Annotated in this window: 16 protein-coding genes; 8 read left to right on the forward strand and 8 right to left on the reverse strand. The window is 72.1% G+C overall.

Annotated features, from left to right (window positions below; genetic code table 11):
• Positions 1-349 precede the first annotated feature (349 nt).
• Positions 350-1,321, reverse strand: a complete 972-nt coding sequence (locus ABT342_RS26185; protein ID WP_351578607.1) for a zinc-binding dehydrogenase — start codon at positions 1,319-1,321, stop codon at positions 350-352.
• A 96-nt stretch (positions 1,322-1,417) separates the two neighbouring features.
• Here ABT342_RS26185 and ABT342_RS26190 point away from each other — a divergent pair, with 96 nt between their 5' ends.
• Together ABT342_RS26190 and ABT342_RS26195 are read left to right on the forward strand one after the other, a co-directional pair.
• Positions 1,418-2,083, forward strand: a complete 666-nt coding sequence (locus tag ABT342_RS26190; protein ID WP_351578610.1) for a TetR family transcriptional regulator — start codon at positions 1,418-1,420, stop codon at positions 2,081-2,083.
• A gap of 33 nt (positions 2,084-2,116) precedes the next feature.
• Positions 2,117-4,153 (forward strand): HelD family protein, encoded by a 2,037-nt coding sequence (locus tag ABT342_RS26195; RefSeq protein ID WP_351578613.1) that lies wholly within the window; start codon positions 2,117-2,119, stop codon positions 4,151-4,153.
• A gap of 5 nt (positions 4,154-4,158) precedes the next feature.
• Here the strand turns inward: ABT342_RS26195 and ABT342_RS26200 are convergent, their stop codons facing one another.
• The 4 genes from ABT342_RS26200 to ABT342_RS26215 form a co-directional block, all read right to left on the reverse strand.
• Entirely contained in the window at positions 4,159-4,623 is a 465-nt protein-coding gene (locus ABT342_RS26200; RefSeq protein ID WP_351578615.1) for a PPOX class F420-dependent oxidoreductase, read from the reverse strand.
• Positions 4,624-4,688: 65 nt separating this feature from the next.
• Positions 4,689-6,170: an MFS transporter gene (locus ABT342_RS26205; protein WP_502965618.1), complete on the reverse strand. Its 1,482-nt coding sequence runs from the start codon at positions 6,168-6,170 to the stop codon at positions 4,689-4,691.
• 135 nt (positions 6,171-6,305) lie between these two features.
• Complete coding sequence (locus ABT342_RS26210; RefSeq protein ID WP_351578618.1) at positions 6,306-6,794, reverse strand: MarR family winged helix-turn-helix transcriptional regulator; 489 nt, start codon at positions 6,792-6,794, stop codon at positions 6,306-6,308.
• A 92-nt stretch (positions 6,795-6,886) separates the two neighbouring features.
• A complete protein-coding gene (locus ABT342_RS26215) occupies positions 6,887-7,837 on the reverse strand; it encodes a helix-turn-helix transcriptional regulator (RefSeq protein ID WP_351578621.1) in 951 nt (316 codons plus the stop codon).
• Between the two features lie 94 nt (positions 7,838-7,931).
• Here ABT342_RS26215 and ABT342_RS26220 point away from each other — a divergent pair, with 94 nt between their 5' ends.
• Positions 7,932-8,783 carry an NAD(P)H-binding protein gene (locus ABT342_RS26220; RefSeq protein ID WP_351578625.1) on the forward strand — a complete coding sequence of 284 codons (852 nt, stop codon included), beginning with the start codon at positions 7,932-7,934 and terminating at the stop codon, positions 8,781-8,783.
• Here the strand turns inward: ABT342_RS26220 and ABT342_RS26225 are convergent.
• Positions 8,770-9,888 (reverse strand): alkene reductase, encoded by a 1,119-nt coding sequence (locus ABT342_RS26225; RefSeq protein ID WP_351578628.1) that lies wholly within the window; start codon positions 9,886-9,888, stop codon positions 8,770-8,772. The genes ABT342_RS26220 and ABT342_RS26225 overlap by 14 nt on opposite strands.
• Before the next feature lie 99 nt (positions 9,889-9,987).
• Between ABT342_RS26225 and ABT342_RS26230 the strand changes: the two genes are divergently transcribed.
• Entirely contained in the window at positions 9,988-10,380 is a 393-nt protein-coding gene (locus ABT342_RS26230) for a MerR family transcriptional regulator (RefSeq protein WP_351578631.1), read from the forward strand.
• 278 nt (positions 10,381-10,658) lie between these two features.
• Positions 10,659-11,261, forward strand: coding sequence for a hypothetical protein (locus ABT342_RS26235; RefSeq protein ID WP_351578634.1), 603 nt, complete (start codon positions 10,659-10,661; stop codon positions 11,259-11,261).
• A 60-nt stretch (positions 11,262-11,321) separates the two neighbouring features.
• Here ABT342_RS26235 and ABT342_RS26240 read toward each other — a convergent pair whose 3' ends face one another.
• Complete coding sequence (locus tag ABT342_RS26240) at positions 11,322-11,747, reverse strand: VOC family protein (RefSeq protein ID WP_351578636.1); 426 nt, start codon at positions 11,745-11,747, stop codon at positions 11,322-11,324.
• Between the two features lie 15 nt (positions 11,748-11,762).
• A complete protein-coding gene (locus ABT342_RS26245; protein WP_351578639.1) occupies positions 11,763-13,412 on the reverse strand; it encodes an MFS transporter in 1,650 nt (549 codons plus the stop codon).
• Between the two features lie 68 nt (positions 13,413-13,480).
• Between ABT342_RS26245 and ABT342_RS26250 the strand changes: the two genes are divergently transcribed.
• The 3 genes from ABT342_RS26250 (at position 13,481) to ABT342_RS26260 (ending at position 14,636) form a co-directional block, all read left to right on the forward strand.
• A complete protein-coding gene (locus ABT342_RS26250; protein ID WP_351578642.1) occupies positions 13,481-13,891 on the forward strand; it encodes a MerR family transcriptional regulator in 411 nt (136 codons plus the stop codon).
• A gap of 264 nt (positions 13,892-14,155) precedes the next feature.
• The gene (locus tag ABT342_RS26255; RefSeq protein WP_351578645.1) at positions 14,156-14,407 is read left to right on the forward strand and encodes a DUF6400 family protein; all 252 of its coding nucleotides are present in this window, start codon (positions 14,156-14,158) and stop codon (positions 14,405-14,407) included.
• The gene (locus ABT342_RS26260) at positions 14,391-14,636 is read left to right on the forward strand and encodes a hypothetical protein (RefSeq protein ID WP_351578648.1); all 246 of its coding nucleotides are present in this window, start codon (positions 14,391-14,393) and stop codon (positions 14,634-14,636) included. Before ABT342_RS26255 ends, ABT342_RS26260 begins: the two co-directional genes overlap by 17 nt.
• The last annotated feature ends 410 nt before the right edge of the window (positions 14,637-15,046 follow it).

A 15,046-nucleotide genomic window follows, 5' to 3' on the forward strand; every position in this document is an offset into this window, starting at 1 on the left:
CCCACAAGCTCTACATCTTCAACGGGACGTCCGTGCTGCACGGTCTGTACGTGGTGATGCGCCGCACGATGCCGTTGCCGGACAACACGGAGGTCGAGGCGCTGGACGTGCTCGGCCTGCAGTCGACGCTCTTCCACTACGAGAAGACGGAGGACGAGGCCGCGCAGGGTTCGCTCTTCGTCGCGTCGGCGCAGCACTGGTTCGAGTCGTACTGGGAGAACCTCGGCATGATCACGCCGTCCGGCGCCTGGACGGTGCGCCGTCCGGTATCTGAACCGGATGGTGTCCGGCGCCTGGACGGTGCGCCGGACGGCGTGATCGCCGCCGCTCGTGGCGGCGGCGATCCGGCTCAGACCGTCAGTACCACCTTGCCCACCAGCTGCCGTGACTCGATCGCGACGTGCGCGTCCGACGCCCGCTCCAGCGGGAAGGTCGCGCCGATCACCGGGCGCAGTGCTCCCGTCTCGAGGGCCGCGAGGGCGCGGGTGGCCATTTCTGCGTGCGCGGCGGCGGAGAGCTGGAGGTCCGCGATGCCCAGCAGGCGTACCGCCCGGTGTTCCGCCTCGCGCGGGTCCACCGGGGCGAAGTCGCCCGTCGGGGCGCCGTGGGCGGAGAAGCGGCCGCCGTCGGCGGTGAGTGCGAAGGCCGCGAGGCCGACGTCGCCGCCGACGCCGTCGAGGACGACGTCCGCGCCCGTGCCGCCGAGCGCCTCGCGGGCCCGCTCCGGCCAGTCCGGGGAGGCCGCGTCCACGACCGCGTCCGCGCCGAAGTCGCGTACGAGCGCGGTCTTGCGCTCACCCCGGGCGACGCCGACGACGTACGCGCCCTCCGCCTTGGCCAGCTGGACCAGCAGGGTGCCCATGCCGCCCGACGCGCCGGTGATGAGGACGCGTTCGCCCGGCTTGATCCCGGTCGCGTCGATGACGGCGGTCGCGGTGACGCCGTCGTGGATCACGGCGGCCGCTTCGGTGAGGGAGACCCCGTCGGGGACGGGTGCCAGGGCCTCGGCGGCCGCCGCGACCTGCTCGGCGTAGCCGCCGGTGAAGCCGGTGGAGGCGGCGACGCGGCGGCCCAGCCAGGCCTCGTCGACGCCCGCGCCGACCGCCCGCACGGTGCCGGCGACGCCGCCGCCGGGCACGTACGGCGGCCGGACGGGGAAATAATCCTCCCATTGGCCCGACCGGATCTGGGTCTCCACGAAGATCGTGTCGATCGCGGCGACATCCAGCACCACCTGACCGGGGCCCGCCTCCGGGGCCGGGGCCTCCGCCGGGACCAGTACCTCCGGGCCGCCGAATTCGATCGCCTGTGCCACGCGCATGCCGTCCACACCCTCTGCTGGTTCTGCTGGTTCCGTTACGTAGAAGTCTGGAACTTGAACCGTGGTTGAGGTCAACTGGGCTCTTACGCTCTGTCCATGGGACTGCGTGAGGACAAGAAGCGGCAGACACACCGGGCGATCTCCGACGCGGCGATCGCCCTCTTCCTGGACAAGGGCTTCGACCAGGTCCCGGTCGCCGAGGTGGCCGCCGCCGCGAACGTCTCGAAGCCGACCCTCTTCCGGTACTTCCCGGCCAAGGAGGACCTCGTCCTGCACCGGTTCGCCGACCACGAGGACGAGGCGGCGCGGGTGATCGCCGGGGCTCCGTCCGATCCGCTGGACGCCCTGCGCAGGCACGTGCTCGACGGCCTCGACCGCCGCGACCCGGTGACCGGCCTCAGTGACCACCCGAACGTCCTTGCCTTCCACCGGCTGCTGTACGGCACGCCGAGCCTGGTCGCGCGCCTGTACGCGTACCAGGGGCGATCGGAGGCGGCGCTCGCGGCGGCGCTGGGCGGTGGCGTGGGCGAGGGAGTGGGCGAGGGAGTGGGTGAGGGCGGCGGCGTGGGCGGTGGCGGTGGTGTGGGTGCTCGCCTCGCCGCGGGGCAGATCGTCGCCGTCCTGCGGGTGCTCGCCGAGGAGAACTGGCGACGCATCGCGGCGGGCGAGAGTGCGGAGGACGTCCACCCGGATGCCGTGGCCGCCACCGAGCTGGCGTTCCGGCAGCTGCGCGCGGGGCTGGATGATTTCGTTACTCAGTAAAATTTAATACTCGGTTACGTTATTCTTGGCGGGATGACGGCACTCCACGACGAACGCGCCCACCACGACCTCTGCCGCGCCGCCCTGACCGCCATGGTCGAGGGCGCCGCCACCCGCGTCGTCACCGGAGAGGACGTCTCCGCCTCCGGTGCCGACGCCGAAATCCTCGGTTACCAGCTGCGCAGCCACGCCAAGGAGCTGCGCGAACTCCCCGCGGGACCGCTCTTCTTCGGCCGCCTCGACCACCAGGACGGGCAGCGCCACCACATCGGCCGCCGCCGCATCAGCGAGCACCCGGCCGCCCCGCCCCTCGTCGTCGACTGGCGCGCCCCCGTCTCGCGCGCCTTCTACCAGGCGAGCGCCCGGGACCCGCAGGGCGTCGCCGTACGTCGCCGCTTCGGCTGGGCCCCGCACAGCAAGGGCGATCCGGCGGATCTGACCGGCCTGGAGGACGAGCACCTGGCGGACGGAGAGACCCGTGACAGCGCCATCGTCGCGGCCGAGATCGAACGCCCGCGCACCGGCCCGATGCGCGACATCGTCGCCACCATCCAGCCCGAACAGGACGATCTCGTACGCTCCCCGCTCGCCGACTCCGTCTGCGTCCAGGGCGCCCCCGGCACCGGCAAGACCGCCGTCGGCCTGCACCGCGCCGCGTACCTCCTCTACACGCACCCCCAGCGCATCCGGCGAGGCGGGCTGCTGATCCTCGGCCCGAACCGCACCTTCCTCTCCTACATCTCCGAAGTCCTGCCCGCGCTCGGCGAACTGGACATCAGGCAGTCGACGATCGACGACGAGCTCGCCGACCGTCCCGTACGGGCCGAGGACAGCGCCGTCGCGGCCGCCGTCAAGCACGACGCCAGGATGGCCGGCGTACTGCGCCGCGCGCTGTACGCCCACGTCTCGGCCCCCGCCGCCGAACTGGCCGTGCCCGACGGCTCGTACCGCTGGCGTGTGCCGCTCGCCGAGCTGGAGCGCATCGTGGCGGATGTACGGGCCGAGGCGCCGCCGTACGCCGTCGGGCGCGAACGGGTCCGTACGCGAGCGGTGCGCGCCGTCCAGCTCCGGGCCGAACGCCGCTCGGGGGTCAGGAGCAGCGCCTGGACGCAGAGGATCGGCCGGTCGCGTGCGGTGTCGGCGTTCGTGGACGCCACCTGGCCGAAGGTGCGGCCGGAAGAGGTGCTGGCGGCGCTGCTCACCGACCCGTCCGACTCCGGCGGCTCGTCCGGCTCCACCGGCCGTCCCGGCTCCGGTGGCCCGTTCGACTCCGGCGACCCGGTACCAGGCCCGGTCCTCATGCCGGAGGAACAGGCCGCGATCCGCTGGGAGAAGCCGCCCCGTTCCTGGAAGTCGGCGAAGTGGTCGGCCGCCGACCTCGTCCTCCTCGACGAGCTCTCCGGCCTCATCGAACGCCCTGAGGGCTACGGCCACATCGTCATCGACGAGGCCCAGGACCTCTCGCCGATGCAGTGCCGCGCGATCGCCCGCCGCGCCGCCTTCGGCTCGCTGACCGTCCTCGGCGACCTGGCGCAGGGCACCACCCCGTGGGCCGCCCGCAGCTGGCCGGAACACCTCGCCCACCTGGGCAGACCGGATGCCGCCGTGGTGCCCCTGACCACCGGCTTCCGGGTTCCGGCGGTCGTCGTCGCGCTCGCCAACCGGCTGCTGGGCGCGCTGGACGTCGACGTACCGCCCGCACTGTCCCTCCGGAGGGACGGCGAGCTGACGGTCCGTGAGGTGCCGGACGTCGTGGTGGCGACGGCCGACGCGGTACGGGCCGCGCTCACCCGCGAGGGTTCGGTCGGCGTGATCGCGGCCGACGCGCACGTGGGCGCGCTGCGCGAGGCACTCGCGGCACTCGCGGCGCAGGACCCGGACCGGGTGACGGTCCTGCCCGCGTCGCTGGCGAAGGGCCTGGAGTACGACCATGTCGTCGTCGCCGAGCCCGCCGCCATCGTCGAGGCCGAGGAGCGCGGCCCGCACCGGTTGTACGTGGCGCTCACCCGGGCGGTCTCGCGGCTCGACGTCCTCCATCAGCGGCCCCTGCCGGCGGCCCTGAGCCGCTGACCGGCTCACCCGATGTCCAGCGCGGTCCCGTACAGGCGCGACACCCGCAGCCTGATCACCACGCGTCGGTCCGCCACCAGCTGCTCCAGGAAGGCCGCCTCGTCCTGCGGGTTCTCGAAACCGGGTGTCAGGGACAGCAGCTCCCGCCCGACCGCGTCGCCGGGCACCGTCGTCACCTCCGACACCTCCGCCTCGCCCTCGGCGACGGCGAACGACCAGACGTCGGGGCCGTTGACGTGCAGGGCGGCGTGCGGATCGCGGCGCAGCTGACGCACCTTGAGGCGGTCGGCCGTCGTGGAGACGCGCAGGACGCGCTCCTCGGCGTCCCAGTGGTACAGCACGGTCGACAGGTGGGGGTGACCGGTGCTTCTGACGGTCGCGAGGACCCCGAACCGCTGTGCTGCCAGAAGGCGGGACAGCTCCTCGTCGGTGAGTACGCGGGGCGCGGGTCCGGCACCGGGCTTGGTCATGGGATCGGCCTTTCTCGAAGGATGCGGTTGGGGGAGGGAGGAGTGGGAGTGGGAGTGGGAGTGGATCAGACGGTGGGCGTGGGGCCGACGGTGGCGGGCTTGCGCCCGGCCGGGCGCAGGACCGTGTACGCGACCACGAAGGCGGCCACGATGAGTCCGGTGCCGATGGCGAAGGCCAGGTGGTAGCCGCCGGTCAGCGCCTCCGCGGGCCCTGCGCCGGCCACCGTCAGGCTCTCGGTGCGGGAGGCCGCCAGCGTGGAGAGGACCGCGACGCCGAGGGCCATGCCGATCTGCTGGGTGGTGTTGAACAGCCCGGAGGCGAGCCCGGCGTCCTCGTCGCCGGCGCCGGACATGCCGAGGGTGGTCAGCGCCGGGAGGGCGAGGCCGAAGCCGGCGGCGAGCAGCATGACCGGGAGCAGGTCGGTGAGGTAGTCGGCGCGCACGGGAAGGCGGGTGAGCAGGGCGAGCACCCCGGCGAGGAGGGCGATCCCGGTCAGCAGGACCCGCCGCTCGCCGTAGCGCGCGTTCAGGCGGGCCGAGACGCCGAGCGACACCGCGCCGATGACCGCCGCCGCGGGAAGCATGGCGAGGCCGGTCTCGGCGGCGCCGTATCCGAGCACCTTCTGCAGGTAGAGCGCGACGAGGATCTGGAAGGAGAACAGGGCGGCCACCATCAGCATCTGGACCAGGTTGGCCCCGGTGACGCTGCGCGAGCGGAGGATCCGCAGGGGCATGAGCGGGGTCTTCGCGGTGGCCTGGCGGACGGTGAAGGCGGCGAGCAGGGCGACGGCGAGTGCGCCGAGGCCGAGGGTGTGCGCCGAAGTCCAGCCGTACTCCTCGACCTTGACGACGGTGTAGATACCGAGCATCAGCCCGGCGGTGACGAGGAGCGCGCCGATGGCGTCGGCCCCGGCCCGCAGGCCGAGCCCCGAGTCGGCGGGCAGCACCGGGAGGGCGAGGGCGAGGGCCGCGAGGCCGATGGGCAGGTTGATGAAGAAGATCCAGTGCCAGTCGAGGGCGTCGGTGAGCACTCCGCCGAGCACCTGTCCGAGCGAGGCTCCGGCGGCGCCGGTGAAGCTGAACACGGCGATCGCCTTCGCGCGTTCGCGGGGCTCGGTGAAGAGCGTGATGAGGATGCCGAGGCTGACGGCGGACGCCATCGCGCTGCCGATGCCCTGGAGGAACCGGGCGGCTATCAGCACTTCGGGCGTGGTGGCGATTCCGGCGAGGAGCGAGGCGGCGGTGAACACGCCGGTACCGGCCAGGAACATCCGCTTGCGGCCGATCAGGTCCCCGATCCGTCCGGCGAGCAGCAGCAGGCTGCCGAACGCGATCAGGTAGGCGTTGACCACCCAGCTGAGGTTGGCGGGGGAGAAGCCCAGGTCGTCCTGGATGGCCGGCATGGCGACGGTCACGATGCTGCCGTCGAGGACCGTCATCAGCGTGCCCGTGGCGATGACGCCGAGGGCGACCCAGCGCCGGGGCGTCTGCCGGTCGCGGGCGGCCGGGGGAGGCGACTGGGGAGGAGCGGAAACAACAGCGGACATGCGGTCTCTCCCGTCAATGGGTGTGGCGGCGTGCGGCTGAAGGCCGCGCGACTAGAGAGACCGTAGCAGATGGTTTTGTTGCAGACTATTTTTTACGGAACGGCTGTCCCTTTGTGGAACGGCGTGGCGTCCGGGTCACTTCTCCCGCTGGCGCGCCCTCCGAGCCGGTCGTGGGCTCTCGGCGGGGGTCGCGAGGTGGCCGGCGACCAGCTGGTTCAGGGCGCGCACCAGCACCTCCCGGTCGTCGGGGTGCAGTGCCGTCAGCGCCCTCTCGTGGACGCCGTCGACGATCTTCTGGCTCTGCTCGGCGACCCGGGCTCCGGCTTCCGTGACCGCGATGATCCGGGCCCGCCGGTCCGTGCTGGAGGGGCGGCGCTCGGCGAGCCCGGCCGCCTCCAGGGCGTCCACCGTCACGACCATCGTGGTCTTGTCCATGTCGCCGATCTCGGCGAGCTGGGCCTGGGTGCGCTCCTCCTCCAGGGCGTGGACCAGGACGCAGTGCATCCGCGCGGTCAGCCCGATCTCGGCGAGCGCCGCCGACATCTGGGTGCGCAGGACGTGGCTGGTGTGGTCCAGCAGGAAGGACAGGTCGGGCTCGGTGCGTGCGGGGCTCATGGCGGTCATGTGTGCCAGCGTAAGCGAATTCAATCCGTACCGGATTATCCGGAAGAAGATGTTCTCGGCGGCCCGTGCGGCCCGTGCGGCCCGTGCGGCCCTTACGGCCCGTACGTCGCCGCGAGCTCCGCCGCCAGCCGCGCGAGCCGCTCCCTGGCCGCCGCCGGTTCCAGGACCTCGACGCGCGCCCCGAGCCCGGCCAGCTGAGCGGCCACGACCTCCGGCGACGGCCCGTCGATCTCCAGCTCCAGCCACCCGTCGGGAAGCGCCGTCCCGCCCATCCGCAGCCGGCCGCCGAAGAGTCGGCGCAGGACCGGCTCGGCGCCGGGTTCCGCCTTGGCGCGTACGGTCGCCGCGACCATCCGCTCCTCCATCCGCGCGGCGAGCGCCCGCCAGGCCGTGGCGAGGTCGAACCCCTCCGGCCGTACGACGGCCTCGCCGGTCGGCTCGACGGAGGTGACGCGGCTCAGCCGGAACGTCCTGAGGCCGTGCTCGGTGCCCGCGACGAGATACGGGACCCCGGCCTTGGCGGCGATCCCGAGCGGATCGACCGTCCGCTCGCTCGCGGGCCTGCCGGGCCCGGCGTAACCCAGCCTGACCCGCGCCCCGTCCACCACGGCACTCCGCAGCGCGTCCAGGTGCGGGGCGTCGGCGTCGCCGGCGGGGGAGCGCGACCAGTCCGTGGCGTCGGTGACACCGGCGCGCGACGCGGCCTCGGCCTGCGGGCGCAGGGGCGGGGGCAGGGCCCGTACGAGCTTGCGCAGCGCGGTCCGCGCCGCAGGCGTGGTCGATGACGGCCCCGCGACCAGGAACAGCGCCCGGATCTCCTCGGCGGTCAGCCCAGTGAGGTCGGTTCTGGCGCCGCCGACCAGCGACCAGCCGCCACCGCGTCCGGGCTGCGAATAGACGGGAATCCCGGCGAGCGCCAGCGCTTCCAGGTCGCGGCGTGCGGTGCGCGGCGACACCTCCAGCTCGGCGGCCACTTCGGCGACGGTCACGCGCCCGCGCGTCTGCAGGAACAACAACGTGGCCACGAGACGGTCGGCTTTCATGCTGCGATTGTGTGCCCAAAAGTGGCCAGAAGATGGCCAGTTTGCCGCACAGGATGACGTTCAAAGGCACAAGCACAAACGTCAGGAGCTGATCATGATCGTCGTCACAGGAGCCACCGGAAACGTCGGCCGCCCCCTCGTACACGCCCTCGCGGCGGCCGGGGAGCAGGTGACGGCGGTCTCGCGCTCGGACGCGTCCGCGCATCCGGCGGGCGTACCGGGCGTACGGCATCACCGGGCCGATCTGGCCTCGCCCGAGAGCCTCGCCCCGGTGCTCGACGGGGCCGACGCGCTCTTCCTCCTCGTCGCCGGCGGCGGCGAGAACCTCGACCCGTACGCCATCCTCGACGCGGCGAAGACCGGCGGGGTCCGCCGCGTCGTCCTGCTGTCCTCCCAGATCACCGGCACCCGGCCGGACGCCCCTTCCCACGCCCACCTGCGGGCTTTCGAGGACGCGCTGCGGGAGTCGGGGGCGGAGTGGACCGTGCTGCGACCGGGCGGCTTCGCCTCCAACGCGTTCGCCTGGGCCGATTCGGTCCGCTCGCGGCAGACCGTCGCCGCGCCCTTCGGCGATGTCGCCCTGCCGGTCGTCGACCCGGCCGACCTCGCCGAGGCGGCGGCCGTCACCCTGCGCGACGCGTCCCATTCCGGTCGTACGTACGAACTCACCGGCCCGGCCCCGATCTCCCCGCGCCAGCAGGCCCAGGCGCTCGGCGAGGCGCTGGCCACGCCCGTACGGTTCCACGAACTGACCCGCGCGCAGGCCCGTGAGCACCTGCTCCGGTTCATGCCCGAGCTGGTCGTCGACGGCACGCTCGCGATCCTGGGCGAGCCCTCGGCCGCCGAACAGCGGGTGAGCCCGGCGCTCGAACAGCTCCTGGGCCGGCCGCCGCGTACGTTCGCCGAGTGGGCGGTGCGCAACGCCGGGGCGTTCAGGGCCGGCTGACGGGTGCGTCGGCCAGGGTGGGGTAGTCGGTGTACCCGTCCTCCCCGCCCACGTACATCAGGCCGTCGTCCCGCACCGGGTTGAGCGGCGCACCGACGCGCAGCCGCTCGACCAGGTCGGGGTTGGCCAGGAACGCACGGCCGAGCGAGATCAGGTCGGCTCCCGCGGCGAGGAGCCGCTCGCCCTCCTGCCTGCCGCCGTCGGCGGGCAGCGGCACTCCCCAGCCCAGCACCGGGTTGGCGACCAGTGTGCCCGGCCAGCTCTTGCGGAGCTTCTGGAAGAGCGGCTGGTCCGGGTCCGCGAAGACGACGTGCAGATAGGCCAGTCCGGAGTCGGCCAGGGCGTCGACCAGCGCCGGGTAGATGCTCTCGGTGTCGCCTTCCTGTATGCCGTTGACGGTGACTCTGGGGGAGATGCGCAAGCCCACCCGCTCGGGGCCGATGGCTTCGGCCACGGCCCGGACCACCTCCACGACGAACCGGATGCGGCCGGCGACCGAGCCGCCGTAGGCGTCGGTGCGGTGGTTGGTGTTCTGCGAGAGGAACTGGTGCAGCAGATGGCCGTTGGCCGCGTGCACCTCCACCCCGGCGAAGCCCGCGTCGAGGGCGTTGCGGCCGGCGGTGGCGAAGTCGGCCACGGTGGACCGGATGTCGTCGAGGGTCATCTCCCGCGGCACGACGGCGTCCTGCCGCCCGTCGGGGGTGTGGATCGTCTCGGGCAGCGGGATCGGCGAGGGCGCGACCGGCGTCAGCCCGCTGTTGGCGGGATGGCCGACCCGGCCGCCGTGCTGCAGCTGCAGGAACATCCGGCCGCCCGCGTCCCGTACCGCGTCGGTGACCTGCCGCCAGCCGGCCACGTGGGCCGCGTTGTGGATCGCGGGGATGTTGGGGTACGTCTGGCCCACCGCGTTCGGCGTGGCGGCCTCGGCGATGATCAGACCTGCGGAGGCTCGCTGTGCGTAGTAGGTGGACATGATCGGCTGCGGAACGCCGTCGGCCCCGGCGCGATTGCGGGTCAGCGGGGCCATCACCAGGCGGTTGGGCAGGTGCAGGTCACCGAGGCGGGCGGACTCGAACAGGCGTGAAATCACTGGTGTGTTCGTCATGTCGGTACGCTAAAAGCTGACACCGGTGTCAGATTCAAGTCCGGCATCGGCATCGGCATACGCGGCAGAGTCGGCAGAGTGGGCATACGGGGGTGGGCCATGCGGATCGGTGAACTCGCCGAGCGCACGGGGGTGAGCGAGCGTTCGCTGCGCTACTACGAGAAGCAGGGGCTGCTGGCGGCCGACCGTACGGGAGGCGGCCACCGCCAGTTCCTCGACGGCGCGGTCGACCGGGTCATCCTCATCCAGCAGCTCTACGCCGCGGGCCTGCACAGCAAGAAGATCGCGCAGCTGCTTCCCTGCATGCGGGACACGGACGGCGGGCCGTCCGCGTCGGCCACCCCGAGGCTGGTCGCCGACCTCAGCGCGGAGCGCGACCGTATCGATCAGATGATCGCCGAGCTGGTCCGCTCTCGCGACATCCTGGACGAGGTGATCGAGACGGCGTCGGACGGCGTCAGGGCCCAGGCTCTGGCCGACGCCCGCCCGTGAGCCGTGCGGGACGGGACCACCGGCCGTAACGGGGGGCTCGTGGCCCTCGACGTACTGGCCGATCCCGAACGGCCGGGCGAGCGCGGCCTGGCGGCGCTCGACCGCTGAGGGCCGTCTGAGGGACGTCGCGGGCGCTCCGCGGGTGAGCGGGTACGCCTCCGGGCGGACCGGCGCCCCGTCGGCCGGGGGAGCCGTGTTCGTCCCGCGGCGCGACGCGCCGCGGGACGGGGGGCCGGGAAGCTGCCTGAGGAAGCAGTCCGGCCCACCGAGGAGCAGCCATGACCACTTCGCCCACCGGCGGCCGACGTCCGGCCCGACCCCCGGTCCCACCTCCGGGCCGGCCTCCGTTCCGGCCACCGGCCCGCTGGGCGGTGTGGGTGGCCTGGGCCGCTCCGCTGGGCGTCCTGCCGTCCGCCGTCTGGCGCGTCGTGGCCGGGGCCGGTGACGGCCACACCGCGACGGAATCCGTGTACATGCTGGTGCTGAGCTGCCTGACGTCGGGACTGGCGTTCCTCACCGTCGGCCTGGTGCAACGCTGGGGCGAGGCCTTCCCACGGTGGATCCCCGGCGCCGCCGGGCGCCCGGTACCCGCCCGTGTCATCGTGAGGATCGCGCGGACCGGAGGCGTACTTCTCGTCCTCATCACCCTGTACAGCGTCCTGAACAACATCTTCGGATTCGTCGGGGAGGGACCGAGGCTCATCGAGCAGGAGAGGGAGTTCGAACAGCCCGAGGCCTGGGTGAACTACCTGTATCTGCCGGCCGCGGCCTGGGGCTTCCTCGTCCTCGCCGTCGCCGGGGACTACGCCCGGCGGATGACGGGCGTGGCGGCAGGGACGGCCTCCGGGGCGACGGTGACTGTGGGCAGGGCGAGGCTCTGACCTGCGGTCACGGCCAGAGCTCCCTGACGTCGGCCATGACGCTCGGCTCGGACGACCTGCTCAGACGACCAGCTCGCCGATGCCCAGCAGGTTGCCCTCGCTGTCACGGAACCAGGCGGCGCGTTCTCCCCGGGCTCCCTTGCTCGGGTAATGCCCGTCGATCTCGGCGATCCCGTCCTTCGTTCTCAACCCGGGCACGTCGACCTCTTCGAACACCACGCCGCGCTGCCTGAGCTCCGACACGACGCCGTCGACGTCGTCGACCTCCCATCCCATCTGGGTGAAGGTGCCGGGCGAGGCTCCCGTCGACGTGAACAGGGCGAACTCCGCGCCGCCGCACCGGTACAGCAGCCCGCCGGGCCGTTCGTCGACGGGCTCCAGACCGAGCTGCTCGGCGTAGAAACGCCGCGCCCGGTCCAGGTCCTGGGCCGGCAGCCTGGTGGCCACGCGTCCCCTGGCCAGAATGTTGCTGTTGTCTGCGTTCATGGCTCCACTGTGCCGTCAGCCATGGGCATCATCGGTCTTCCCGTGGGGTGACTCGGCCGCGACCAGGGCGTGACTCATCGCGGTGTCCGCGGTGTCCGCGGCGCCGCTCGGCTCCGTGGTGGCGTGGCGGGGGCGGGTGCGCGGCAGCAGCGTCACGGCCAGTACGGCCAGGGCGGCGACGAGCAGGGCGCTGATACCGCTGATGACGTTCAGGCCGTCGGTGAAGGCCGCGCGGGCGGGGTCGAGCAAGACGTCATGGAGCCTGTCGGGGAGGCCGTCCGCCGCGGCCATGGCGTCGGGCAGGCTTTCGCGAGCGGACTCGGCCTCCGGCGCCGGGACCTCGTCGGGGACAGCTCCGGTCATCCGGTCGCGGTAGACGGCGGTGCCCACGGTGCCGAGGACCGCGACGCCCAGCGAAACGCCGAACTCGGTACTCGTCTCGGACATCGCGGCGGCCGAGCCGGCCTTCTCGGGCGGGGCCGCCCCGACGATCAGGTCGGTGCCCAGCACGAACATGGGGCTGATGCCCAGGTAGACGATGACGAAGCCGGTCACGAGGACGGGAAGCCCGAAGGAGCTGTCGCTGTCGACCTGGGTGAGCAGCAGGTAGCCGACCGCCGAGACCGCCAGCGCGCCCCCGATGACGTATGCGGCGGGCACCTTGCGGGCGAGCGCGGGAGTCAGGGCGGACGCCCCGATGAGCGCACCGGCCGCCGGCAGGAGCCACAATCCGGCCTTGAGTGGTGAGAGGCCCTCGACCAGTTGCGTGTACTGGGTGATGAGCAGGTAGACCCCGCCCATGGCGGTGATGCTGAGCAACTGGATTCCCAGGGCGGCGCCGAACGACCGGTTCCTGAACAGCCCGACGTCGAACAGGGGACCGGCCACCCTGGACTGGCGGTGCACGAACAGCGCGCCAAGGAGCAGACCGCCGGTCAGGGCGGCGACGGGCAGCACCGCGAGCCCGTCCTTGGCCAGCTCCTTGACGCTGTAGATGACCGGCAGGATGGCGGCGAGAGACAGTACGACACTGGTCGGGTCCAGTCGACCGGCCCGGGTGTCGCGGTACTCGGGAAGCAGCACCGGGGCGGTCACCAGCAGCAGGACCATCACCGGCACGCCCAGCAGGAAGACCGAGCCCCACCAGAACGCCTCGAGCAGCAGCCCGCCGAGCACGGGCCCCAGCGCGACACCGGCCGAGAAGCACGTCACCCAGATGCCGATGGCCCTGCCGCGCTCCCCCGGGTCACGGAACATGTTGGTGATCAGCGCGAGGGTGGAAGGCATCAGGGTCGCCCCGGCTATCCCGAGCAGCGCGCGAGCCGCGATCAGCATCTGGGGGCCGGTGGAGTACGCGGCGAGCGCCGAGGCGGCGCCGAACGCGGCCGCCCCGATCATCAGGAGTTTCCTGCGGCCGATCCGGTCGCCCAGCGTGCCCATGGTGACCAGGAAGCCGGCGATCATGAAGCCGTAGATGTCGGCGATCCAGAGCAGTTCGCTGCCGTCGGGCTGGAGGGCGGCGCTCAGGTGCGGGACGGCCAGATACAGGACGGTGGCGTCCATGGCGAGCAGCAGGGTGGGGAGCGCGAGCACGGCCAGCCCGAGCCATTCCCGGGGCCCGGCCGACTGCCGGGGGAGGGGCGTGTGGAGTGTTTCCGTTGACATGCCGCGTAAGCTAAACCTTCACGTTGATGTCAGAGTCAACTCGCTTGTCGGGGAGCTTGGTTCATCACATGCGTATCGGGGCGTTGTCCCGGCTGACCGGAGTCAGCGAACGGGCACTGCGGTACTACGAGGAGCAGGGGCTGCTGGATCCGCTGCGGCGGCCGAGCGGGTACCGCGAGTACACGGATGACCATGTCCACACGGTGCGGAGCATCCGTACGCTGCTCGCCGCCGGTCTGGGCACCGCGACCATCGCCGACGTACTGCCCTGCATGGTCGAGGAGGACGGGCAGCTCGCGGCCGCCTGCCCCGACCTGCTGGTCGACCTGGCCAGGGAGCGGGACCGGATCACCGCCGTCATGGACGAACTCGGGGCGGCGCGCGTGATGTTGGACGCCATCATCGCCGCGCGTGTCCCGCCTGAGGCGGCCGGAATGCTGGACTGCGACGAGGCGCTTGGCGCCGAGGCCGACGCATAGCGGGCAGATTTGGTCTGATTCGCGTTGATCTGGTGGGGCAAAGTGTGAAGTGCGTCATAGCCCAGTGAGCGGACCGTGTCCGGCGCCAGGGGCTTCGAACCGGCAACGGCCCACCCCTGTCGGCCGATACGGGAGTGCCTCGCCGGAGGGCGGGGCGAAGCGTCGCCCCCGGACCGTCGGCGAGGCGACTTAGGTCACCCTTCTCGCGGCCGCGGGTGCCTGGTAGAGATGGTGGGGTTCCGCCAGAGCATCGGAAGTCTCGCCATGAACCAGGACAACGCCACCGGCCTCATACCCTTCACGATCGACCTGACCTTCGAGGAAGCCCGGCGACGGGCCGAGGTCGTGACCGCGCTCGGACCCGACTGGGACCCGGTCGCCGTCCTCCGGGGCGAGGACGAGGCGTACGCCCTCCTCTACTCGGGCCTGGACGCCGAGCAGCAGCGCACCTACGACCTGCTGGTGGCGTCCGGCGTCCTGCCGGGGGAGGAGCCGGGCCGTGCGACTGCCCATTGACCCACAGGCGGACCACGCCCGTCGCGCCTGGGTGGCCTGCCCCGTCTGCGACGACGCCCGCCATTGCGCGACCTGTGCCGACCTCCGCAACTGCGGCGATCACTGGCGCTATCTGATCTCCAACAACGGGCCGGTCGTCCACCTTCAGTGCCCGCAGTGCACGCACATGTGGTCACTGGACACCCGGCCCGGCGTCGCCCGGCCCGGCGACAGCGCGCCCTGCTCCTGACCGATAGGGGTCACCTCTCCCCGCTGACGCGTCAGCGAGCCTTCCGCCGTGAGTGCTTTGCGCTCAGGGACTTCAGGAGCGCGGCGCCGAGTCCGGCGCCGTCCACACTCGCCGCGAAGTCCCCGCCCCCGGCGCGAATGACGAGGCAATCGCCGCAGCGCACTCGGTAGCACCATGCGTGTCAAATAGCGTTCACCCTCAATCCATTGCAACGTGCAGGCGGAAGCGTGTTGCGTTAATTCTTGGAACGTTGCAACGATTTCACGGCTTCTACCTGCGATGATGCCGTCCTGGCGCAACGAGTTGGTTGCCAGATCTTCGAACGCAACGTAGCTTTTCCGGTGTCAGAAAGACCGGGTCGCGGAGAGCGACGAGACACCAGGAGAAGACCATGCAGACGTTCGCCACTC

The sequence above is a fragment of the Streptomyces sp. NPDC000410 genome, assembly GCF_040300305.1.
Classification (GTDB): domain Bacteria; phylum Actinomycetota; class Actinomycetes; order Streptomycetales; family Streptomycetaceae; genus Streptomyces.

Bases quoted from the DNA above. Each gene is read 5' to 3' on its own strand.
- ABT342_RS26185 (WP_351578607.1), bottom strand. From the start codon at position 1,321: ATGCGCGTGGCACAGGCGATCGAATTCGGCGGCCCGGAGGTACTGGTC.
- ABT342_RS26190 (WP_351578610.1), top strand. From the start codon at position 1,418: ATGGGACTGCGTGAGGACAAGAAGCGGCAGACACACCGGGCGATCTCC.
- ABT342_RS26195 (WP_351578613.1), top strand. From the start codon at position 2,117: ATGACGGCACTCCACGACGAACGCGCCCACCACGACCTCTGCCGCGCC.
- ABT342_RS26200 (WP_351578615.1), bottom strand. From the start codon at position 4,623: ATGACCAAGCCCGGTGCCGGACCCGCGCCCCGCGTACTCACCGACGAG.
- ABT342_RS26205 (WP_502965618.1), bottom strand. From the start codon at position 6,170: ATGTCCGCTGTTGTTTCCGCTCCTCCCCAGTCGCCTCCCCCGGCCGCC.
- ABT342_RS26210 (WP_351578618.1), bottom strand. From the start codon at position 6,794: ATGACCGCCATGAGCCCCGCACGCACCGAGCCCGACCTGTCCTTCCTG.
- ABT342_RS26215 (WP_351578621.1), bottom strand. From the start codon at position 7,837: ATGAAAGCCGACCGTCTCGTGGCCACGTTGTTGTTCCTGCAGACGCGC.
- ABT342_RS26220 (WP_351578625.1), top strand. From the start codon at position 7,932: ATGATCGTCGTCACAGGAGCCACCGGAAACGTCGGCCGCCCCCTCGTA.
- ABT342_RS26225 (WP_351578628.1), bottom strand. From the start codon at position 9,888: ATGACGAACACACCAGTGATTTCACGCCTGTTCGAGTCCGCCCGCCTC.
- ABT342_RS26230 (WP_351578631.1), top strand. From the start codon at position 9,988: ATGCGGATCGGTGAACTCGCCGAGCGCACGGGGGTGAGCGAGCGTTCG.
- ABT342_RS26235 (WP_351578634.1), top strand. From the start codon at position 10,659: ATGACCACTTCGCCCACCGGCGGCCGACGTCCGGCCCGACCCCCGGTC.
- ABT342_RS26240 (WP_351578636.1), bottom strand. From the start codon at position 11,747: ATGAACGCAGACAACAGCAACATTCTGGCCAGGGGACGCGTGGCCACC.
- ABT342_RS26245 (WP_351578639.1), bottom strand. From the start codon at position 13,412: ATGTCAACGGAAACACTCCACACGCCCCTCCCCCGGCAGTCGGCCGGG.
- ABT342_RS26250 (WP_351578642.1), top strand. From the start codon at position 13,481: ATGCGTATCGGGGCGTTGTCCCGGCTGACCGGAGTCAGCGAACGGGCA.
- ABT342_RS26255 (WP_351578645.1), top strand. From the start codon at position 14,156: ATGAACCAGGACAACGCCACCGGCCTCATACCCTTCACGATCGACCTG.